The following is a 21,686-nucleotide window of genomic DNA, read 5'->3' as shown; positions in this document are numbered from 1 at the left end:
CACCCAAGGTCGTTGCCCCCACTTGACACTTCGAGGTTAAGGTGAGGCGAAAGGCGCTCTTACGAGGCTCTTTACAGCGCCTTGGCTCAAGTCGCGCCGCTTAGTTTGTAGACTAGTGTCGCACAAGAGCAGCTTAGAAATAAGAGATCCTCGATCTGCTCCCCTGAATCTCGGCGGCTTAGGAGAAGGCACTGACACCGAGGTCCGTGCATTCGCCGACCTCGTGCATAGCCAACGCGTGATTCGCAGGTAATGAGATGAGAATAGGTTTGGTCCAGAGCGGAAGGACCCTGTCATCGCGGCGAAGGCAGTTCTGTAGACGTTTTCAAGACGCCCACGGATCCGTTATATGATTTTTCTTCAGCGCGGGTGCCATTGCGGTCGAGAGCCTGTTCGCGTCGGCTGCGGAGGGCTCGATCGTTGAGCTCAGCGAGTATGGTTATCTTAGCCACTCAGCATCTTGCCGCATCTTGTTTGAAATCCTGCGCAGCTGGTCAAAGATCGCTGAATTCCTGCGCTATTGTGGCACTCGCGTCGCAATATCGTTACGCATTTCCGATTAGAAAGCCCCTCCAGGCAGGGAGTTTTCAAATGAAGGTCGGAGTCCTCAAGGAAATCAAGGCGCACGAATATCGCGTGGGCCTTACCCCTGGAGCTGTCCGCGAATACGTGGCGGCGCGCCACCGCGTGATGATCGAGACCGATGCTGGCGCGGGCATTGGCGCGGCGGATGAAGATTATCGCAACGCCGGCACAACGATTCTGGCGTCCGCAGTCGAGGTATTCGCGTCGAGCGAGATGATTGTAAAGGTTAAGGAGCCTCAGCCGTCCGAATGGAGCCAGCTGCGGGAGAGCCAGATCCTCTTCACTTATCTGCATCTGGCCCCGGACCCGGAGCAGGCCAAGGGGCTCCTAAAATCTGGGTGGACCGAGATCGCCTATGAGACCGTAACTGATGAGCAAGGTGGCCTTCCGTTGCTGGCGCCCATGAGCGAGGTCGCGGATAGGTTTGCGATTGAAGGGGCGGGTAGCGCCCTGAGGCGTACTGCTGGCGGACGAGGGCTGTTGATCGGTGGAGCGCCCGGTGTTCAGCCGGCCCGGATCGTGGTGATTGGAGGTCGCCTCGTTGGTACGCACGCGGCGCGCATGGCGATCGATTTGGGTGCAGAGGTCACCATCATCGACCGCTCGATACCCCGGCTCGAACTGGACGAGCTTGCGCGTTCGGGCCAGAATCTCGACCATCGACGCGGTGGAGGAAGAGGTATTTGCGGCCGATGTTGTGATTGGTGCGGTACTTGTTCCAGGTGCGAGCGCGCCGAAGCTCGTTCGGCGGGGTATGCTGAGTTCGATGCGTAAGAGGGCGGTGATCGTGGACGTCGCTATCGATCAGGGCGGCTGCTTTGAGACATCGCACCCAACCACTCAGGCTGATCCAACCTGCGAAGTGGATGGCGTCATTCATTATTGCGTGGCCAATATGCCCGGCGCGGCGCCGCTGACCTCAAGCCAGGCACTGACTAATGCCACGCTGCCGTTTGGTTTGGCACTGGCCAACAAGGCGTTTGCCGCCGCGCTCGAAAATCCGCACCTGCGCGCGGGCCTCAATGTCCATCGGGGCCGGCTAACTTACAAGGCCGTGGCCGAGAGCCTAGGGTTGCCTTTCTCATCGATCGAACAGGCTGCGGCCTGATCCCGGAGACCCTTACGGGCGTTTCCTCCCTGACTTGGGCCACCCTTCGGGGTGGCTTTTTTTCGGCTCGATCAATTTGCTAACCAGCGCGGGCGGATGTTTTGAAACGCGAAGCGAAGCCGGGGAACACCAGATGATCGCGCTTGGCTTTCAGTTGCCCCATGAAGCGAGGCAATGTGCCTTTGCTCGTACAGGCATATGGATGCAGGTTACCGGTCATCTTCGGGGCTTGAAAGCGGGTGCCGCGGCACCTAAACGCCGCGATCATCGGCGTGACTTTGTCTGGCGCGATCGCCGCGACAGTTTCTGGCTCTGCGGTGGAGATGTGCGTCGTTCCGGTGTGACCCCCGCCGGGTGTTCATCGTGGCGCTTTAGTCGAATCCGCCGCCATTCCGGTGAGCAGAACCAATAACATGGGGCCCGGCCGACCTGGCGGCGGAGCACTCGGGAAGAGGCGACCCGATCGCAGCCGCGTGACCGCGGCCATGGGAAGGATCGCGCCATAGGGCTGGCGGACGCAGTTCACGTGGTTGGCTGACCGCCGTCATTGATCGTGCGCCACGGCACCGAGATCAAGCCACTATGATTCCGAATGTAGAGTTTGCGACACGCCGTCGAGGCGGCGACATGCGCTCTGAAAGATAGTCGAGACAAATCAGCCCAGACTGATTGGCACGAGACTTGAAGGCAAGACGCGGTCCCGCACCTTCTGCTTATGGAACCGCAGTGATGGCCTACAAGATAATCGCGTCCCAGTGCACCGTCTGCGGTGCGTGTGAGTTCGAATGTCCCAACGCTGCGATTAGCCTGAAGAACGACATATATGTGATCGATCCGACCAAGTGCTCCCAATGCGAAGGAAATTCTGACGCGCCGCAGTGCGCCGTCGTTTGCCCGGTGCCCGAGACCTGTGTGCCGGCATAGGGAATTAGCTGATGAGTGGGGCCCCGACGCGAAACAGAATGAAGACACCACTGAGAGCGGCAGCCTACCGGCTTCGTCGACCGATTCTCTGTACGCGCTGGCCCCGAGTTGGTCCTAACTTGTGGGATCAGTTCGGAGAGGGTGCGCCGGAACTGGTTGGAGTTGTCTTTGCGCGAGCGGAGCAGGCAATGGTAGCTGCAGAAGAGACGGTCGAGCGCGTCCGGCGCATCGACGTCGACCAGTATCGATATGGGTTTGAGACTCAGATCGAGTCCGACAAGGCCCCGAAGGGGCTGTCGGAAGATGTCGTCCGCTTCATCTCCGCAAAGAAGAATGAACCGGCCTGGATGCTGGAATGGCGCCTCGAGGCGTATCGCCGCTGGCTGACCATGACCGAGCCGACCTGGGCGCGCGTCGACTATCCGAAGATCGACTACCAGGACATCTATTATTACTCGGCGCCGAAGCCGAAGAAGACGCTGTCCTCGATCGACGAGATCGATCCGGAAATCCTCAAGACCTACGAGAAGCTGGGCATTCCGCTGCGTGAGGTCGCAATCCTCGAAGGCGTCGAGCCGCCGCCCGGTGGACCGCCGTCGCCGAGCCGCAAGATCGCGGTCGATGCCGTGTTCGACTCGGTTTCGGTCGCGACCACCTTCCAGAAGGAGCTGAAGGCTGCCGGCGTGATCTTCATGCCGATCTCGGAGGCGATCCGCGAGCATCCCGAGCTGGTGCAGAAATATCTCGGCACCGTGGTGCCGACCTCGGACAACTACTTCGCGACGCTGAACTCGGCGGTGTTCTCCGACGGCTCGTTCGTCTACGTGCCGCCGGGCGTGCGCTGCCCGATGGAGCTGTCGACCTATTTCCGCATCAACGAGCGTAACACCGGCCAGTTCGAGCGCACGCTGATCATCGCCGACAAGGGCTCCTACGTTTCCTATCTCGAAGGCTGCACCGCGCCGCAGCGCGACGAGAACCAGTTGCACGCCGCCGTGGTCGAGCTCGTCACGCTCGATGACGCCGAGATCAAGTATTCGACGGTGCAGAACTGGTACCCCGGCAATTCCGAGGGCAAGGGCGGCATCTACAATTTCGTCACCAAGCGTGGCGACTGCCGCGGCAAGAACTCCAAGATCTCCTGGACCCAGGTCGAAACGGGATCTGCGATCACCTGGAAGTATCCGAGCTGCATCCTGCGGGGCGACAATTCGAGCGGCGAGTTCTACTCGATCGCGATCTCGAACGGTTACCAGCAGGTCGATAGCGGCACCAAGATGATCCACCTCGGCAAGAACACGTCGAGCCGGATCATCTCCAAGGGCATCGCCGCCGGCAGGGCGCAGAACACCTATCGCGGCCTCGTCAGCGCGCATCGCAAGGCCACCAGCGCGCGCAATTACACCGCCTGCGACTCGCTCCTGATCGGCGACAAATGTGGCGCGCACACCGTGCCCTATGTCGAGGCCAAGAACTCGTCGGCGACGTTCGAGCATGAGGCGACGACGTCGAAGATTTCCGAGGACGTGCTGTTCTACTGCATCCAGCGCGGGCTCTCGCAGGAAGAAGCCGTCGGCCTCGTCGTCAACGGCTTCGTGAAGGACGTGCTGCAGCAACTGCCGATGGAGTTCGCGGTGGAAGCGCAGAAGCTGATCTCGATCTCGCTCGAAGGGGCCGTCGGATAGCCAACCGTCCCGCGGGACCTCCCGAGTGCGGCTCACCCGGGATGATGCATTTCAGGAGATAGATCAGAATGGCGCTACTCGAAGTTCGAGATTTGCATGCCGGCACGGACGAGCGCGAAATTCTTCGCGGGTTCGATCTTGCGGTCAACGCGGGTGAGGTACACGCGATCATGGGGCCGAACGGCTCCGGAAAGACTACGCTCAGCCACGTTATTTCCGGCAAGCCCGGGTATCAAGTCAGTGCAGGCCAAATCCTGTTCAAGGATGAAGATCTTCTCGCGATGGAACCGGAGGAGCGCGCTGGCAAGGGAATATTTCTTGCGTTTCAGTATCCGGTGGAAATTCCCGGCGTGACCACCATGAACTTCCTGCGTACGGCGTTGAACGCTCAGCGTAAAGCGCGCGGGCAAAAGGAATTCTCCACGCCCGATTTTCTGAAAAGGGCCGGCGAGATAGCCAAGTCGCTCAACATCCCACAAGGCATGCTGAAGCGCGGCTTCAATGTCGGATTTTCCGGCGGCGAGAAAAAGCGCAACGAGATTTTGCAGATGGCGCTATTCGAGTCGAGCCTGTGCATCTTGGATGAGATAGATTCCGGCCTCGATATCGACGCGCTGCGCATCGTCTCCAACAGTATCAACGCTCTGCGTTCGCCGGAACGGGCGATGATCGTGATCACCCACTATCGGCGGCTTCTCGACTATATAACGCCGGATTTTGTGCATGTGATGTCCAAAGGGCGGGTAAGGAAGCGCGGCGGCAGAGAACTCGCGCTGGAGCTCGAGGCTTGTGGCTACGCTCAATTCGAAGGTGCGGCCTGACATCTCAAGAGATTTCCTGATGAAGCAAGTTTTGGCAAGAGAAGCCGACGCCGGACGTGCAAAGAGCAATCTCTTCACCGCGGCGCACGGACGGCTGCCTGGCTGTGGGCCTGTCGCCCATATCCGTGCGAGGGCATTCGAGGCCTACGAGCGTGCCGGCCTCCCGCATCGGCGCATCGAGGCTTGGAAATATACAGATCTATGCGCCTTGATCGGCGAGGTACTGCCACTCGCTCCGCGACCAGATGCAGCTGCGCTGGTGCGCGCGAAGTCGTCGGTCATGCAAGCGGCTGCCGATCAAGCAGTCAAACTGGTTTTGGTGGATGGAATATTCGCACCCGAGCTATCCGACGTCGGTAGCCTCGAAAATGGGGTCGATGTGCGGTCGTTGCGAGAGATTCTGGAGAATCCGGCCAACAGTGCAATGGCCGGCCTGGTGCTTTCGACCACAACTGATGCGATGATCTCGCTCAATGCCGCGATGGCGACCGACGGCCTGGTGATTACGATCGCCGAGGGCCGCGCTATTAAGCGCTCCATTCAGATCGTTCACGTTGCAACCTCATTGTCGGTGTCCGATTTTACCCGTTCCTACCTGCAGCTAGGTAAGGGAGCGCACGCGGCTGTGGTGGAAACATTCGTCGCGGCTGATGGCGCGAGCCGATATCAAACCAACGATGCGATAATCGTCCTGGTTGGTGACGAGGCGAGCCTTTCGTATATCCGGGTGGCAGCTGATGCCGCTGACGCCGTGAACCTTTCGTCGGGAATCATCGTAGTCGGTACCAGAGCGAGCCTCAATCTCTTCAGCATGACCTGCAGCGGCTCCATCGGTCGCTATCAGGGATTCGTCACACTAGCCGGCGAGGGATCCAGGCTCTCGGCGAACGGGGTCAATCTCATCAGGGAAAAACAGCACGCCGACACAACAATCGTAGTCGACCACGCCGTGCCGCATTGCATGAGTCGGAATAAGTTCCACGCGGTCGTTGACGATTGCGGCCGCTCGGTGTTCCAGGGCCAAGTCGTCGTACGTCCCGCATCGCAGAAGACGGATGCCGCGCTGATGACGCGAGCGCTGCTCCTGTCCGACCAGGCCGAGGCGGACAATAAACCCGAACTCGAAATCCTTGCCGACGACGTGACTTGCGGGCACGGATCGACTTCAGGTGCGCTGGACACCAGTCTCATATTCTATCTGCGCGCTCGAGGTTTATCAGAGAAGGATGCGCAGGCGTTGTTGATTAGAGCATTCATTGGCGAGCCGATCGAGGAGATCCCCGCCGGCAATCTGCGCGAATTTGTGACCGCGCGAGCTGAACACTGGCTGCGGGCGCGATGAGTGTGCACCCCGCGATAGGCAACGGTAGTTACCAGGTCAGCCGTCTACGCGCGGACTTTCCTGCGCTGTCCATGACGGTGTACGACAAGCCGCTTGTGTACCTTGATAACGCCGCATCCGCGCAAAAGCCGAATGCGGTTCTTGACCGCATGATGCATGTATACTCCAATGAATACGCCAACGTACATCGCGGCCTGCACTATCTGGCGAATGCGGCGACGGAGGCGTATGAGGGCGCCCGTACCAAGGTGGCGCGGTTTGTGAACGCACATCTGAACGAAGAGATCGTCTTCACCCGCAGCGCCACGGAGGCCATCAATCTGGTCGCCCAGACCTTCGGCCGTGAACGGGTCAGCGCCGGTGACGAGATCGTTCTGTCGATTATGGAACACCACTCCAACATTGTGCCGTGGCATTTTTTAAGAGAACGGCTCGGCGCAGTCATCAAGTGGGCGCCGGTTGATGATGACGGCAATTTCCTGCTCGATGCATTTGAGCGGCTCTTGACCCCGCGCACCAAGATGGTTGCGATCACTCAGATGTCGAACGTGCTGGGTACCGTTTTGCCAGTGAAAGACGTAGTGAGGATCGCACATGCACGGGGTATTCCCGTACTGGTCGACGGCTCGCAAGGATGTGTCCATTTGACCGTCGACGTCTGCGACATCGATTGCGATTTCTACGTAATGACAGGCCATAAACTCTATGGTCCGACAGGGATCGGCGTGCTTTACGGCAAGTCAGAGCATCTTTCGTCAATGCCGCCCTTCAATGGTGGCGGCGAGATGATCCGTCAGGTCTCGCGTGCCGGCGTCATCTATGGTGAACCGCCGCACCGGTTCGAGGCGGGGACGCCGCCGATTGTCGAGGCGATCGGTTTGGGGGCGGCTTTAGATTACATCAATTCGATAGGCAAAGAACAGATCCGCAAGCACGAGAACGCGCTGCTCGCTTACGCAAATGAGAAGCTAGGGGACATCAACGCCGTACGAATCATCGGGACGCCGGCCGAAAAGGGGCCGATCATCTCCTTTGATATGAAAGGCGCGCATGTACATGACATTGCCACGGTCGTCGACCGCGCCGGAGTTGCAGTGCGGGCGGGTGGCCATTGCGCGATGCCGCTGCTCGAGCGCTTGGGTGTGCTGGCGACGTGCCGTGCGTCTTTCGCACTTTACAACACAAGTGAAGAGATTGATACGCTCGTGCGGGCACTTATCAAGGCGCGACAGCTGTTCTCGTGAGCCCGCGAGCTTGCGGCGTCTGGGCGGTGGAGCATCGAACTCGCGACGATGACGACGTCATAACCGTTGGCATCATCGTCGTCGCTGAAGGCAAGTATCTGTAGATCTCAACAGGCATGGATGGCGTAGGCAAACCCGGGCTCGATCAGCCGGCCTTTGCCGCTCGGTTCGCTTGTTCGGGCGCTCTCTCGAGCGCGGAGCATCGCGATCGGCAGCCGCACATCTGGAATCGTGCGGTGCTACTTCACATATCGCCGCCCCTGTTCCATTTCGAACAGGACCAAACGAAGGGTTCTCCGGGCAAAGCGCGATGTCGCGTTAGCCACAATACCCCGTGCTGCACCACCGAGCGCGCTAACTGATTTCAATCGTTCCGCTTTTTGTGCTCGCGCCGCACTGGCATGCTCATTGCAAAACTCTAGGGCACGAAGCCGCTCTCGCAACAGCTAACCCTCGAAGGACCTCAGCATGAGCCTCGCCTCGACCCAGAGCATCGCAGAAATCAGGGCTCGCAACAAAGAGCTGATTGAGAAGGTGCTGAAGGTCTATCCGGAGAAGACCGCAAAACGGCGCGCCAAGCATCTCAACGTGCACCAAGCCGGCAAATCGGACTGTGGGGTCAAGTCCAACATCAAATCCATCCCTGGTGTGATGACAATCAGAGGCTGCGCCTACGCAGGATCCAAGGGCGTGGTCTGGGGGCCGATCAAGGACATGGTCCATATCAGCCATGGACCGGTGGGCTGCGGTCAGTACTCGTGGGGCTCGCGTCGTAACTATTACGTTGGCACGACCGGGATCGATAGCTTCGTGACCCTGCAATTAACCTCCGACTTCCAGGAAAAGGATATCGTATTCGGTGGCGACAAGAAACTGGTCAAAGTTCTTGACGAAATCCAGGAGCTTTTCCCACTCAACAACGGCATCACCATCCAGTCGGAATGCCCGATCGGATTGATTGGAGACGACATCGAGGCTGTGTCAAGAGCGAAATCCAAGGAGTATGGCGGCAAGACCATCGTGCCGGTCCGCTGCGAGGGCTTTCGCGGCGTCTCGCAGTCGCTCGGCCACCACATTGCCAACGACGCCGTGCGCGATTGGATTTTCGACAAGTTCGAGCCAGATGGTAAACCGAAGTTTGAGTCGACGCCGTACGATGTTGCGATCATCGGAGACTACAATATCGGTGGCGACGCCTGGTCATCGCGAATTCTTCTGGAGGAAATGGGCCTGCGGGTGATTGCGCAGTGGTCTGGTGACGGTTCACTCGCTGAGCTCGAGGCAACGCCGAAGGCAAAGCTCAACATTCTGCATTGTTACCGCTCCATGAACTACATCTCCCGCCACATGGAAGAGAAGTTCGGTATCCCGTGGTGCGAGTATAACTTCTTTGGACCTTCAAAGATCGCAGAGTCGCTGCGCAAGATCGCGGGCTACTTCGACGATAAGATCAAAGAAGGCGCTGAGCGGGTGATTGAAAAGTACCAGCCGCTGGTGAACGCCGTAATAGCAAGATATCGCCCGCGCCTGGAGGGCAAGACGGTGATGTTGTACGTCGGCGGTCTTCGCCCGCGTCATGTGATTGGCGCATACGAGGACCTCGGGATGGAAGTCGTGGGTACCGGATACGAGTTCGGCCACAACGACGACTATCAGCGCACCGCCCAGCACTACGTCAAGGACAGCACGCTCATCTACGACGACGTCAATGGCTACGAGTTCGAGAGTTTTGTCGAAAAGCTCCAGCCCGACCTAGTCGGATCGGGCATCAAGGAAAAATACGTTTTCCAAAAGATGGGTATACCGTTCCGGCAGATGCATTCCTGGGACTATTCAGGTCCATATCACGGCTATGACGGCTTTGCGATCTTCGCGCGCGACATGGACATGGCTGTCAACTCGCCGATCTGGAAGAAGACGAAAGCGCCTTGGAAAGAAGCTTCGAAGGCGAAGCTCTTGGCGGCAGAATAAAGCAATGTATCTGGCTCTTCGTGGAGAGTCGGGACGATACCAATTTCGATAGTGAAGGATCTCAAAAATGGCGCAGAGTGCAGAACACGTGCTCGATCATCTCGAACTGTTTCGCGGTCCAGAATACCAGCAGATGCTGGCTAACAAGAAGATGTTCGAGAATTCCCGCGATCCAGCCGAGGTTGAACGCATCAAGGAATGGACGAAAACGCCTGAATACCGCGAGAAGAATTTTGCGCGGGAGGCGCTGGCGGTAAATCCGGCCAAAGCCTGCCAGCCGCTTGGCGCCGTGTTCGCCTCGGTCGGTTTTGAGGGCACGCTGCCCTTCGTCCACGGCTCGCAAGGCTGCGTGGCCTACTACCGCAGCCATCTGTCGAGGCACTTCAAGGAGCCGAGTTCCTGCGTCTCTTCCTCGATGACGGAAGACGCCGCGGTGTTCGGCGGCTTGAACAACATGATCGATGGACTTGCCAACAGCTACAACATGTACAAGCCCAAGATGATTGCGGTTTCCACGACCTGCATGGCCGAGGTGATTGGCGATGATCTCAATGCGTTCATCAAGACATCGAAGGAAAAGGGCTCTGTTCCGGCGGAGTTCGACGTGCCGTTTGCACACACGCCGGCGTTCGTCGGTAGCCACGTCACCGGATATGACAACGCACTCAAGGGTGTTCTGGAGCATTTCTGGGACGGCAAGGCCGGAACAGCGCCGAAGCTGGAGCGCATGCCAAACGAGTCGATCAACATCATTGGTGGGTTCGATGGCTACACCGTCGGAAACCTTCGTGAGATTAAGCGCATCTTGGCGCTGATGGGTATCCAATACACCATACTGGCCGATAACTCCGACGTCTTCGATACCCCGACTGATGGCGATTTCCGGATGTATGACGGCGGCACCACGCTGGAAGACGCAGCTAACGCGGTTCACGCCAAGGCGACAATCTCAATGCAGCAGTGGTGTACCGAAAAAACGCTGCGGCTCGTGTCTGAGCATGGCCAGGACGTCGTCTCTTTCAATTACCCGGTGGGCGTCTCCGCAACAGATGAATTTCTCCTGGCGCTATCACGCATCAGCGGCAAGCAGGTCCCGGAGCAACTCGCGCGAGAGCGGGGCCGCTTGGTTGATGCCATCGCTGACTCCAGCGCGCATATCCATGGCAAGAAGTTCGCAATCTATGGCGATCCGGATCTCTGCTATGGGTTGGCCGCCTTTCTGCTCGAACTCGGCGCCGAACCAACCCATGTGCTGTCCACCAACGGCAATAAGGCGTGGCAGGACAAAATGCAGGCGCTGTTTGCAAGCTCACCGTTTGGGCATGCCTGCCAGTCCTATCCGGGCCGAGACCTCTGGCACATGCGCTCGCTCTTGTTCACCGAGCCGGTCGATCTTCTGATTGGCAACACCTATGGCAAGTACCTGGAACGTGACACAGGAACGCCACTGATCCGCATGGGCTTTCCGGTGTTTGATCGGCATCATCATCACCGCTCCCCTGTGTGGGGCTATCAGGGCGGCCTGAATGTGCTGGTGAAGATTCTCGACAAGATATTCGACGAAATCGACCGGAAGACCAACGTTCTTGGCAAAACTGACTACAGCTTCGACATCATTCGTTGATGACGGACAATGCACGTGCCGTCGCCGAAAACACTGGCGATAGCACGAGCGCACGATGGCTCAACTTGCAATTAGTTCGGCTAAGAGGAGAACGGATGAGTTCGCTGTCAGCTACGGTCCAGAATATTTTCAACGAGCCGGGCTGCGCCAAGAACGGCAGTAAGTCGGAGGCTGAGCGCAAGAAGGGATGCACCAAGCTACTGCAGCCGGGTAGTGCGGCGGGCGGCTGCGCCTTCGACGGTGCTAAGATCGCGCTACAGCCGTTTACCGACGTCGCTCATTTGGTGCATGGTCCGATCGCTTGCGAAGGCAACTCCTGGGATAATCGCGGCGCGGCGTCTTCCGGTTCGAATCTATGGCGCACCGCATTCACAACCGATATGAACGAAACCGATATCGTATTTGGAGGTGAGAGGCGGCTCTGGAAGGCGATCAAGGAGATCGTCGACAAGCATGACCCGCCCGCCATTTTCGTCTATCAGACCTGTGTTCCCGCGATGATCGGCGACGACGTCAGCGCGGTCTGTAAGGCCGCCTCGCAAAGGTTCGGCAAACCGGTCATCCCGATCAATTCCCCGGGGTTCGTTGGCTCCAAGAACCTCGGCAACAAGCTCGCCGGCGAGGCGTTGCTGGAACATGTGATCGGAACGCGGGAGCCAGACCGCACCACACCTTACGACATCAATCTGATCGGAGAATACAATCTTTCGGGGGAGCTCTGGCAAGTCAAGCCTTCGCTCGATGAGCTTGGAATCCGGATTCTCTCATGCATCTCGGGCGATGCCAAATATCGTGAAGTCGCGTCATCCCATCGCGCGCGGGCGGCGATGTTGGTGTGCTCAAAGGGCATGATCAACGTCGCGCGCAAGATGGAGGAACGCTACGGAATCCCGTTCTTCGAAGGCTCGTTCTACGGTGTCCAGGATTCAAGTGATTCGCTGCGCCAGATTGCCCGCTTATTGGTTGAGCGCGGCGCACCGCAAGATCTGCTCGGGCGCACCGACGCGGTGATCGCGCGCGAGGAGGCACGGGCCTGGGCCGCGATCAAACCGTACAAGTCACGCTTCAAGGGAAAGAAGGCTTTGCTGATTACCGGCGGGGTCAAGTCATGGTCGGTCGTTGCGGCACTACAGGAGGCCGGGCTCGAATTGGTCGGAACCAGCGTGAAGAAATCGACAAGGGAGGACAAAGAGCGCATCAAGGAGCTCATGGGACAGGATGCGCACATGATCGAGGACATGTCGCCGCGTGAAATGTACGAGATGTTGAAGGGCGCAAAAGCGGACATCATGCTATCGGGCGGCAAATCGCAGTTCGTCGCGCTGAAAGCAGCGACGCCTTGGCTCGATATCAACCAGGAGCGATGCCATGCCTATATGGGCTATGTCGGAATGATCAAGTTAGTGGAGGAGATCGACAAGTCGCTCTCAAATCCGATGTGGGAGCAAGTACGTCGACCGGCACCATGGGAGGCCTTGGCCAGGGCGAAGCTGCATATGCAGTCGCCGGCGGTCGAGATCGCCTGCGAACCGGCGCTCGCCGAAACGGCGCGCCGCGCGAGGAAGATTTGCCACTGTAACACGGTCGATCTCGGCACGATCGAGGATGCGATCTACGGGCATGGTCTGAGAAGCGTCGAGGAAGTCAAAGAGCACACCGATGCGGTCGGTGGTTGCTGCAAGAGACGCATCGAGGACATCTTGGTGTCCTCGCCATCTGCCATGCTGCAGGCCGCAGAATAGGGGGAATGATGGCCCTCACCACGGTGCCAACAAAAGCCTGCGCGGTCAACCCGCTGAAGATGAGCCAGCCGATTGGCGGCGCATTCGCCTTCATGGGGCTGCGCGGGGCGATGCCGCTTCTGCATGGCTCGCAAGGATGCACTTCTTTCGGGCTCACGCTCTTTGTGCGGCATTTCAGGGAGGTGGTACCGCTGCAGACCACCGCGATGAGCGAGGTCGCGACCGTGCTCGGCGGCTATGAGAACCTCGAGCAGGCGATACTCAATATCTACAACCGAGCCAAGCCAAAGATCGTCGGAATCTGCTCGACCGGCATCACCGAGACTAACGGGGACGATGTGGAAGCTTACCTCAAGCTAATCCGAAACAAGCATCGGCAACTTGCGAAATTGCCGCTGGTCTATGTCTCGACACCCGATTTCAAGGGCGCGTTCCAGGACGGCTGGGAGAAGGCTGTGACGCGCATTGTGGAGTTGCTGGTGGATGGGCCCAACGTCAACGGCCTGCGCGATTCCTCGAGAGTGAACGTTCTTCCAGGATGTCACCTCACGCCGGGTGATCTTGACGAACTCCGTGCCATCCTGGAGGATTGTGGGTTGCGGCCATCCTTCCTGCCTGACCTGGCAGCGTCGCTCGATGGGCATATCCCCGACGAGTTTACGTCAACGACCATCGGCGGCATCGGCGTCGACGAGATCGCGAGCATGGGCCGCGCCGGGTGGACCATTGCAATCGGCGCGCAGATGCGCCGAGCGGCAGAGGTCATGCAGGCCAAAAGCGGCGTTCCATTTCGCCTCTTCGAGCGGCTGTGCGGCCTCGGTCCGTGCGACGAATTCATGACGTTTGTGAGTGAAATCAGCGGCCGTCCCGTGCCACCGAAATATCGGCGGCAGCGCGGCCAGCTCACGGATGCAATGCTGGACGCGCACTTCCATATTGGTGGTCGCAGACTTGCGATCGCCGCTGAGCCAGACCTCCTATATGATCTCTCCAGTATGCTGCACGAGATGGGGGCGCAGGTGCGTGCGGCCGTAACGACCACACAATCGGCGGTGATCGAGCGGATCAAGACCAACGAGGTGCTAATTGGTGATCTTGAGGATCTCGAAGAGCTTGCTAGAACCGAGAATTGCGACTTGCTGATCACGCATTCGCATGGCAGGCAAGCGGCTGCCCGGCTGAAAATTCCGTTCTATCGTGCGGGTTTTCCGATGTTCGATCGACTTGGCGCAGGGCACCAACTATCGATTGGTTATCGTGGTACCCGCGATCTGATCTTCGATATCGCCAATCTCGGGATCGCGGACCGCGAGGAGAACCATCAACCTACGCCCGATCGATGGCGGGCTCCGGTCGCGCTGCCATCAAGGTCCGGGCATCTCAGTTCCATCGGTGCAGCCGAGAGGTCGACTGCATGAAGGTCGCATTCGCCACTCAAGATCTAAGGCGCGTCGATGCTCATTTTGGTTGGGCAAAGAATATTGCTATCTACGAGGTCGCGCCAAGCGGACACGTGTTTCTCAAAGCGGTTGAGTTTGAGGGCGATCTCAAGGAAGACGGTAACGACGACAAGTTAGCGCCGAAGATCGAGGCGATTAAAGATTGCGCAATTCTTTACGTTGCTGCCATCGGCGGCGCCGGTGCTGCCCGGGTGGTCGCCAACAAGATCCATCCGATCAAGGTAAACAAGCCAGAAAACATTCTGGTGTTGCTCGAAAAGCTCGAGGACGTCCTAAGAGGCACACCACCTCCCTGGCTACGCAAGGCAATGGCAAAGGACCAGCGGAGCACATTCGAGTTCGACGAATGAGATGAAATGACAGCAGAAATAGAGCAGCAGGACAGCTCCGCCGATGCGCTGTTCATCAAGGAGCTAGTAAAGATTTGGCGCGCTCAGGACACCACGGGAGCCTGGAAGGCCAGGAGCGATCTCGACCTTCTCGAGCCCTATGTCTTGGACAAGGAAAAGCGGCGTGCGTTGCCGATTGTCGGTGATCCTGGCCCCGATACGCTGTGGCGGCTGGAGCTGTTCTTCAACGCGGTCGCGCTCGCGGTCGAGAGGGAGGCCAGTGTGATGATCCAGCCGATCTTGAAGCTGCATCATGATGGATTTGGCCGTATCGTGCTGATCGGAGGCCGGCTGATCGCCGTGAACAAGCGGCTGCGTGATGTGCATCGCTTCGGGTTCGATAGCCTCGCAAAGCTCGCGCAAGAGGGAGGCAAATATGTCAGGGAGGGGAATCGACCTGATACGGAAGTGTCCGGACGTGGCGAACTATTGAGGATACTGATGAGCGAACGTGAAACACTGAAGGCTGAAATAAAGAAGCTATCGGCCAAAGCGCTACAAGCCAAAATGGATCTGCACGACCTTTCGGAGGAATTGCCCATCAACTGGACCTCGATCATGGTGTTTGCGCAGAAGGCGCACGATGCCTATGCCGAACTTGAGCGCAGAAACCATGATTTGAAGGCGTTGGAAAATACTTAGGAGGGGCCGACTCATGTCACTTACAGCGCGCGATGGCCGCGACTGGACGCCAGACTACCTGACGTCGATTGACGCCAAAAAATGCATCGGCTGTGGCCGCTGTTTCAAGGTGTGTGGCCGAGGTGTCATGGCGTTGAAGGGAATCAGCGAGGACGGCGAACTTGTTGATCTTGACGATGACGATGAGATCGAAAAGAAGATCATGGTTCTGAATGATCAGGGCGCCTGCATCGGCTGCGGCGCGTGCGCCAGGGTGTGTCCGGCCAATTGCCAGGTCCATGTTTCAGCCCCAGCCGAAGCTGCCTGACCGGTGGCCTAGCCCGCTTGCGGCAGGCGCTATATTTGCAATGGAATAGATCCATTGTTGATCACTTGATCTGCGATGGAGATCAGACCCGCATGCTCTGACGGCTTCGGTTATTAAGACACAGCAGCGGAGACGTTGCAGCTAAGACTGTTTGATCGGCAAGGCAAGCGCATACCCTTGGGTGACAACACCGTCTCGAAGATCAGTCTCTTAGCAGTGGGGTCAGCGTTTCGTGCAGGTGTATTGCGATTCAGGTCATAACGCATTGCGCAATGCTGATCCAGATGAGGGAGCACGCTCCTCGGGTGAACGGTACCGTCTTTATTTGTTTGCCTGCTCCCTTGAGGATTGGAAGAGCCTAAATTGGTCGCCTATGCGTCAGGTTATGGTCAGCTAACCTGTATATCATCCTCCGCAGAGCTCGTGCGGCACGAGCTCATACAGCGTGCAATTGTGCCGAGAGGAGAGCGAATCTGATGTATGGCAGAATCGTCGGATCGTCCAGCCAGTCTGGGAGCGCCAGCCACGTTGATGAGTCTGGAGATGAGGGAGAGAGCCCGCGATTTGCGGACACAGTTGCCGGCATGGAGCCCGGTGCGTCGTCGTCGGTGACAACGACGCCATACTCTCTGGCTTCCGATCCGCCGATCATAGAGATCGATCGATCTTCCTTCGCGGAGGGTGTGAGGAGATTTTTGGGCGGTGACATCAGGCACATCGCCAGTAACCCAGAAGAGTACTCGGATTTCGTGTCCGGGAAGGCTCGGCGCGTAGGAATGGTTGCTGGAAGCTACCTCCACACTTACGATGATCCAAGCAAGCCAGCACGATTCTACAGCTATCAGTTGGGTGACGAAACTGTCGGGCTTTTAAGAGCAGGTGGGCCGGCTCGAATCAAGGGGGAGCAGTTTCGGCAACAGTTTGGACGCAATGATATCACGTCCGTGGTTGACCTTCGGGTTACTCATCCGTTGGTCGAGAACGCGGGCGATATTCTGCTGGAGCATCAACTGCGACAGGACGGCGACCATCCCTTGGTCTTGTCACGTCCTGGCTTGGAGGGCATGGAACCTCGTCTGGCCGAAATGGGTTTTGTTCACATGGGGCGTAATTATTGGGCGCTTGATCCTAACCAGCACCCCGAAGTGTGGACGAAAAACGAGAGCAACGAGTGGCAGCGAGTAGACAAACCTACGAAGTATCTTACTAAGGTCGAGGATAGTGACACCGCTTCTGAAGCAAGTGTCGAAAGTGCCGAAGCGGCCTCTTCAGATGATGATCCGTCATTCTACTTGGAGCAAGCTCTCGAAGGATTGCGCATGGAGTAGAACCGCCGCAATAAAGAGACCTGGGCAGGAAATGACGGCTGTTTCGTGAATAGACGCGCCGCCGCGAAGGTCCTAGCGTTACACGAGGGGGGCGTTCGTTAGCAGCGTGCGGCCCCATTCGCCTGCCTATCCTATTCAGAAAGTAATGATATTCTCGCGCTTGCGGGCCGTGCAGCTGGAATCGGTGCAACGAAGATCGAGTACGAATCCGCGCCCCAATCGTGTAGCCAATGCAACGGCGCGTCATGATATGAGCGGGTTGAGGGCGGTATATGCTCAAGGAAGCTTCGGATCAAACTATATGCCAAGGTGACGATCGCGACACAATTCGCCGCGTCATTTGGTCTAGTTGGCGCAAGTGGAAAGGCTGTGGCGATCAGTGAGCAACCACTGCGTTTAGTTCAGTAAGGTGTCGGAGAAGTTGGCGCGCGAAAGTTGCAGCTGCGAATGGGCAGGGAGTAGGCAATAATCCTCGATGCTCGCGCGGAGCCGACCCAATCGTGCACCTGCGCCAATCAGCTGCGCTGCACTGACGAAGCATTAAGGTCGGATCGTCAGAAAGCCGAGCGGTTCTGGCTCTTCTACGGTTCTTGCATGTTTGATCGTCCCGCGAAATGAAGAGCGTCCTGCAATAAACGAGCAATGAATGCAGCCAGATGCAATCTATGCGATTTGTGGCATTAACGACATTCCAAGCCGCCGGGCCATGGGTTTCCATCTGATGGTCGTCGATGACGAGGGCGGTCACCGGCCGTGGTCTATCGTTGTAGTGCGGTGGGGCAAGCAGGTGTTTGGTTATGCCAATAAATGCCCGCACAACAGCGTCAATCTGGACTGGAACTGGAACGAATTCCTGGATCCATACGGCATCCGGCTGATGTGCGGCAAGCACGGATCGACCTTCGAGCTCGCCACGGGACGGTGCGTCGAAGGTCCATGTAAGGGGGGCGCGCTCACGCCGATCGCGTTGACGGTTCTGGATGGTGATATCTGTGTCGTCGGTATGCCTCTTGTCGAAGACGATGCGCTTCCCAACGAATGAAGGCTGCGTTCAGACCGGCCGGTTTTCGTTACGGTTTTTCACGGGTTCCATCCTCTTGAGCCCGTCTTCGTACGAGATCTCGTCATAGGATAGCTCAAGATCGGACAGCTCGATGTCGTTTGCCGCATCGAGCAGGTAATCAAGCTTGCCGCCCGCATCGAGCTTCTTGATGTCGTCCTTGCTGACTCCGACCAGGTCCATCATCTCCTTCCAAACGGTGGATTCATCACACGGTAAGACGTGGAAGGTAATATCACCGAGCTTGATTCGGTATTTCGCCAGCAAATCTATGTTGTTGCAGAATATGAAATAGCTGCCATTCGGGCTTAAGGCGCCGTCAAGGACGGCTGCGACGTCAGCCAGATACGCGAAGGAATGCAGATACCCTGCCAGCACCGGAATAGTGCCTTCCTGCGCGATCGTTAGAACCTGCTCGATGGAATAGTCCGGCGGTCGCTTCTCGTCGGCGACCTGGGTCTGGAATTTCAGTGCGACATCGCCGCGAAAGCCGAACCGGCCCGGCTTGGTGGTCCCGCCTTTGAGTACGGCATTGAGCAGGCGCCCCTCCTTCTCAAGTCTGCCGAGTGCGGTGTTTTCGATTGCAGTCATTAAAATCGTCCTCGATCTAAGCTCCTCACCGACGACTTGGCCGGTGCGAATGCAATGCAAAATGCTTGCCGTCGCATGCGTGGCGGCCTTCGGCGTATCTTAGATAAGAAAGGCGTAAGTGGGCTGCGATTGCCTCAAGTAGCTTTGAAAGAAACCCGACACGAGTTCAAAAGCCAACAGGTGCGATCCGGAAAGGTAAGCATCATCAAGCGTCCTCTCGCTGGCACATGACTTGCCCTTCAGCAGGCAAAGCTAAGCAGTTGAGAGAGGCCATGATCAAGCTAACGGATAGCGCAGTGAATGCGGTCAGGGGCGCAATGTCGTCATCGGCGCAGCCAGCAAGCGGGTTGCGCATTATGGTCGAGGCAGGCGGCTGCAACGGACTCAAATACATGATGGGTCTGGCCGAGGAGCCGAAGCCTGACGACACGGTGATCGAGTGTGACGGTGTGAAGGTGTTTGTCCACAACAAGAGCCATGACCATCTGGTCGGCACAACCATCGATTTCGTGATGGCGCTGGAGAGCCCAGGCTTCACTTTTAATAACCCAACCGCCACTTCGAGCTGCTCCTGCGGCAAATCGTTCAGCTGATAAGAAAAGGCGTCAAAACATGCTGGCGGAACCCGAACAACTGAGGCAATTGACGGCGATCTCGACCGGCCGAGCGGGACGCATCCCCGCTGTAATTGAGGAGATCCGTGCGAATCTGCAACGCAGTGGCGCCGACTATCAGTTGATTGGAATTGATGGCAGCAAGATCATGGTAGGCGCAACCCGTGCCTGCGCGCTCTTTAAGCTCTTGAGGATGACGCTGGAAGGCGTTCAAGTGCAGCTGGCGACAGGCTCGTCGAATTCGTCCGCCTGATCACGGTTGTTGTTGCAGGTAAGACGCGGGATTGAATGGGGATCAAATGCCGGTTTATCTAGACAACAATGCGACGACGCGGACCGATCCATCCGTCGTGCAAGCCATGTTGCCGTTCTTTACCGAGCAGTTCGGAAATGCCTCCTCGGCCCACGCCTTTGGCGGCGAGGCCGCGGCCGCGCTGAAGCAGGCGCGGCGTAGCTTGCAGGCTTTGCTAGGGAATGCCTACGATCATGAAATCGCTTTTACCTCCGGTGGAACCGAGGCCAATAATGCCGCCATTCTTTCTGCGCTTGCCACCCAAGATGGTCGCGACGAGATTGTCACGACCTCGGTTGAGCATTCCGCCGTGCTTGCGCTGGTCGAGCAACTGGCGACAAGAGGTGTCAAGACGCATATCATACCCGTAGATGCCCACGGCTGGCTTGACGTCGAGGCCTTTCGCTGCGCGCTCGGGCCACGCACAGCGATCGCCTCGATTATGTGGGCGAACAACGAGACCGGCACCATTTTTCCCGTGGAGTTTTTAGCCGGCTTGGCACGTGAGGCGGGCGCACTGTTCCATACCGATGCGGTCCAGGCCATAGGCAAGCTGCGCGTCGACCTAAGGGACAGTGCGATCGATATGTTGTCGCTGTCCGCACACAAATTGCACGGTCCCAAAGGAATGGGCGCGCTCTACCTGCGCAAAGGGACAAAATTCCGACCCCTGATCTGGGGCGGATCACAGGAAAGGCGGCGCCGCGGCGGAACGGAAAATATTCCCGGCATCGTCGGTCTTGGAAGGGCTGCGGAGCTTGCTGTGGAGCGGCTCGAGCCGGAGCGCGTTCGCATTGGTGCATTGCGCGACCGTCTGGAGCAGGGGATCTTACATAATGGCGAATGCTTTGCGCTCGGCGATGTCAACAACCGGTTAGCGAACACAGCCAATATCGCTTTCGATCATCTCGAAGGCGAAGCAGTCGTCCATCATCTCAATCGTGCGGGCATTGCCGTGTCGCTCGGATCAGCCTGCAGCTCCGGCTCAATGGTGCCGTCGCACGTTCTGCGCGCCATGCAGGTGCCGGCGTGGAGGATGCGCGGCGCGGTGCGCTTTTCTCTCTCGCGTGAAACCACCGTCGCGGAGGTTGACGAGGTCGTGTGCGCTCTGTCAGAAATTGTTGCTCGCTTGCGTGCCACCTCGCGGGAGTCTGGCGCTCCGCCCAGCTATGCGTCACAGTCGAGGGAGTTGAGCTTGTGAAAATCATGATCCGCCGCTCGTCAGACGCGGGCCTGTCGATCTACGTGCCAAAAAAGGATCTCGAAGAGCCGATCGTGGAATCTGAGTACGAGTCGCTCTGGGGCGGCTGGATCAAGATAGCTAATGGCTGGGTGCTCGATTTACCCGAGATGGCGAGCGACACACCATTGCCGATCACAATCAATGCCAAAAAACGGGGCGAGAACGGGAAAGATCCATGAACATGAGCCCAATCTTCTACATCGGCATTGGAGAGAATTGCTAATATCGTTTCGCTGACCTGCTTGGCCAGGAGGTCGATAGTATCGTTGCCGGGCTTCGGTGTCTCGATCTCGATTCCGATCAGTGCCTCGACATATTGCAGCCAGAGATCAGGAAGCTCTTGGCGGCTGCTCGCTATGGCAGCATCGTGGTTCAGTTGCCAGACGCCATCAAGGAAAGGCGGACCGAACGGAGCTTTCTTGCTCTCGCTTCAACTATCGCTATTGCGAAGCAATGCGGCGAAGATCATCAGGCGTTCCTGCCGATACCACGATACAATCGTCGATCCGAGCGTCTTCTCAATGCAACGAGCGCCGTGTTCAGCTCAAGCAAGGCCTGACACCGATTTGGCTCGCTCGCGCGTTGGGGATAATGCTCATCAATTAACGGCGCTGTGACCGTCGGATCGCCAGAAGTATCGACCCATTTGTGGCCGGCAGCAGCGCGCAAAACCACGCAGATAGAGCAAGGATCCCGGCGCCTAGCGCGAGTATG

19 protein-coding genes and 2 pseudogenes are annotated in these 21,686 nt (G+C 57.8%); 20 read left to right on the top strand and 1 reads right to left on the bottom strand.

What is annotated here, in order from left to right:
* The first annotated feature begins 591 nt into the window (after positions 1 to 591).
* From ald to HAP41_RS44105, 16 genes and pseudogenes are all read left to right on the top strand, one after another.
* A pseudogene (gene ald, locus HAP41_RS44180) lies at positions 592 to 1,693 on the top strand (alanine dehydrogenase).
* 729 nt (positions 1,694 to 2,422) lie between these two features.
* The gene (locus HAP41_RS44175) at positions 2,423 to 2,617 is read left to right on the top strand and encodes a 4Fe-4S binding protein (RefSeq protein WP_166073220.1); all 195 of its coding nucleotides are present in this window, start codon (positions 2,423 to 2,425) and stop codon (positions 2,615 to 2,617) included.
* Positions 2,618 to 2,805: 188 nt separating this feature from the next.
* Positions 2,806 to 4,302: a Fe-S cluster assembly protein SufB gene (gene sufB / locus HAP41_RS44170; protein ID WP_166073225.1), complete on the top strand. Its 1,497-nt coding sequence runs from the start codon at positions 2,806 to 2,808 to the stop codon at positions 4,300 to 4,302.
* 68 nt (positions 4,303 to 4,370) lie between these two features.
* Positions 4,371 to 5,123, top strand: coding sequence for a Fe-S cluster assembly ATPase SufC (gene sufC / locus HAP41_RS44165; RefSeq protein WP_166073234.1), 753 nt, complete (start codon positions 4,371 to 4,373; stop codon positions 5,121 to 5,123).
* 19 nt (positions 5,124 to 5,142) lie between these two features.
* Positions 5,143 to 6,465, top strand: a complete 1,323-nt coding sequence (sufD, locus tag HAP41_RS44160; protein WP_166073242.1) for a Fe-S cluster assembly protein SufD — start codon at positions 5,143 to 5,145, stop codon at positions 6,463 to 6,465.
* Positions 6,462 to 7,709 carry a cysteine desulfurase gene (locus tag HAP41_RS44155; RefSeq protein WP_166073270.1) on the top strand — a complete coding sequence of 416 codons (1,248 nt, stop codon included), beginning with the start codon at positions 6,462 to 6,464 and terminating at the stop codon, positions 7,707 to 7,709. The genes sufD and HAP41_RS44155 overlap by 4 nt, the downstream gene beginning before the upstream one ends.
* 468 nt (positions 7,710 to 8,177) lie before the next feature.
* Positions 8,178 to 9,680, top strand: a complete 1,503-nt coding sequence (nifD, locus tag HAP41_RS44150) for a nitrogenase molybdenum-iron protein alpha chain (RefSeq protein ID WP_166073279.1) — start codon at positions 8,178 to 8,180, stop codon at positions 9,678 to 9,680.
* 67 nt (positions 9,681 to 9,747) lie between these two features.
* The gene (gene nifK / locus HAP41_RS44145) at positions 9,748 to 11,304 is read left to right on the top strand and encodes a nitrogenase molybdenum-iron protein subunit beta (protein WP_166073299.1); all 1,557 of its coding nucleotides are present in this window, start codon (positions 9,748 to 9,750) and stop codon (positions 11,302 to 11,304) included.
* Between the two features lie 95 nt (positions 11,305 to 11,399).
* Positions 11,400 to 13,046, top strand: a complete 1,647-nt coding sequence (gene nifE, locus HAP41_RS44140) for a nitrogenase iron-molybdenum cofactor biosynthesis protein NifE (RefSeq protein WP_166073316.1) — start codon at positions 11,400 to 11,402, stop codon at positions 13,044 to 13,046.
* An 8-nt stretch (positions 13,047 to 13,054) separates the two neighbouring features.
* Positions 13,055 to 14,464, top strand: coding sequence for a nitrogenase iron-molybdenum cofactor biosynthesis protein NifN (nifN, locus tag HAP41_RS44135; RefSeq protein ID WP_166105394.1), 1,410 nt, complete (start codon positions 13,055 to 13,057; stop codon positions 14,462 to 14,464).
* Positions 14,461 to 14,856, top strand: coding sequence for a nitrogen fixation protein NifX (gene nifX / locus HAP41_RS44130; RefSeq protein WP_166073337.1), 396 nt, complete (start codon positions 14,461 to 14,463; stop codon positions 14,854 to 14,856). Before nifN ends, nifX begins: the two co-directional genes overlap by 4 nt.
* A 6-nt stretch (positions 14,857 to 14,862) precedes the next feature.
* Positions 14,863 to 15,328, top strand: a pseudogene (locus tag HAP41_RS44125) (NifX-associated nitrogen fixation protein).
* Positions 15,329 to 15,336: 8 nt separating this feature from the next.
* Positions 15,337 to 15,537 (top strand): CCE_0567 family metalloprotein, encoded by a 201-nt coding sequence (locus HAP41_RS44120; protein ID WP_166073365.1) that lies wholly within the window; start codon positions 15,337 to 15,339, stop codon positions 15,535 to 15,537.
* Positions 15,538 to 15,550: 13 nt separating this feature from the next.
* On the top strand, positions 15,551 to 15,844 hold the full coding sequence (gene fdxB / locus HAP41_RS44115) for a ferredoxin III, nif-specific (protein ID WP_166073371.1): 294 nt from the start codon (positions 15,551 to 15,553) through the stop codon (positions 15,842 to 15,844).
* A 476-nt stretch (positions 15,845 to 16,320) separates the two neighbouring features.
* Entirely contained in the window at positions 16,321 to 17,172 is an 852-nt protein-coding gene (locus HAP41_RS44110; RefSeq protein ID WP_224580577.1) for a host specificity protein, read from the top strand.
* A 646-nt stretch (positions 17,173 to 17,818) separates the two neighbouring features.
* Positions 17,819 to 18,214, top strand: a complete 396-nt coding sequence (locus tag HAP41_RS44105) for a Rieske (2Fe-2S) protein (protein ID WP_029084673.1) — start codon at positions 17,819 to 17,821, stop codon at positions 18,212 to 18,214.
* 9 nt (positions 18,215 to 18,223) lie between these two features.
* On the opposite strand, the gene HAP41_RS44100 is transcribed toward HAP41_RS44105, so the two are convergent.
* On the bottom strand, positions 18,224 to 18,823 hold the full coding sequence (locus HAP41_RS44100; RefSeq protein ID WP_166073391.1) for a hypothetical protein: 600 nt from the start codon (positions 18,821 to 18,823) through the stop codon (positions 18,224 to 18,226).
* Positions 18,824 to 19,095: 272 nt separating this feature from the next.
* On the opposite strand from HAP41_RS44100, the gene HAP41_RS44095 reads away from it, so the two are divergent.
* From HAP41_RS44095 to nifT, 4 genes are read left to right on the top strand one after another with little or no spacing between them, the layout of a single operon-like run.
* Entirely contained in the window at positions 19,096 to 19,416 is a 321-nt protein-coding gene (locus tag HAP41_RS44095; RefSeq protein WP_166073409.1) for a HesB/IscA family protein, read from the top strand.
* Between the two features lie 19 nt (positions 19,417 to 19,435).
* On the top strand, positions 19,436 to 19,690 hold the full coding sequence (locus HAP41_RS44090) for a NifU family protein (protein ID WP_224580578.1): 255 nt from the start codon (positions 19,436 to 19,438) through the stop codon (positions 19,688 to 19,690).
* 46 nt (positions 19,691 to 19,736) lie between these two features.
* A complete protein-coding gene (nifS, locus tag HAP41_RS44085) occupies positions 19,737 to 20,930 on the top strand; it encodes a cysteine desulfurase NifS (RefSeq protein ID WP_166073419.1) in 1,194 nt (397 codons plus the stop codon).
* Positions 20,927 to 21,151 (top strand): putative nitrogen fixation protein NifT, encoded by a 225-nt coding sequence (nifT, locus tag HAP41_RS44080; protein WP_166073478.1) that lies wholly within the window; start codon positions 20,927 to 20,929, stop codon positions 21,149 to 21,151. Before nifS ends, nifT begins: the two co-directional genes overlap by 4 nt.
* The last annotated feature ends 535 nt before the right edge of the window (positions 21,152 to 21,686 follow it).

The organism is Bradyrhizobium barranii subsp. apii, from assembly GCF_011516635.5.
GTDB lineage: Bacteria > Pseudomonadota > Alphaproteobacteria > Rhizobiales > Xanthobacteraceae > Bradyrhizobium > Bradyrhizobium barranii.
Note: the sequence above shows the minus strand (reverse complement) of the source record. Positions and strands in the feature narration are given on the sequence as shown.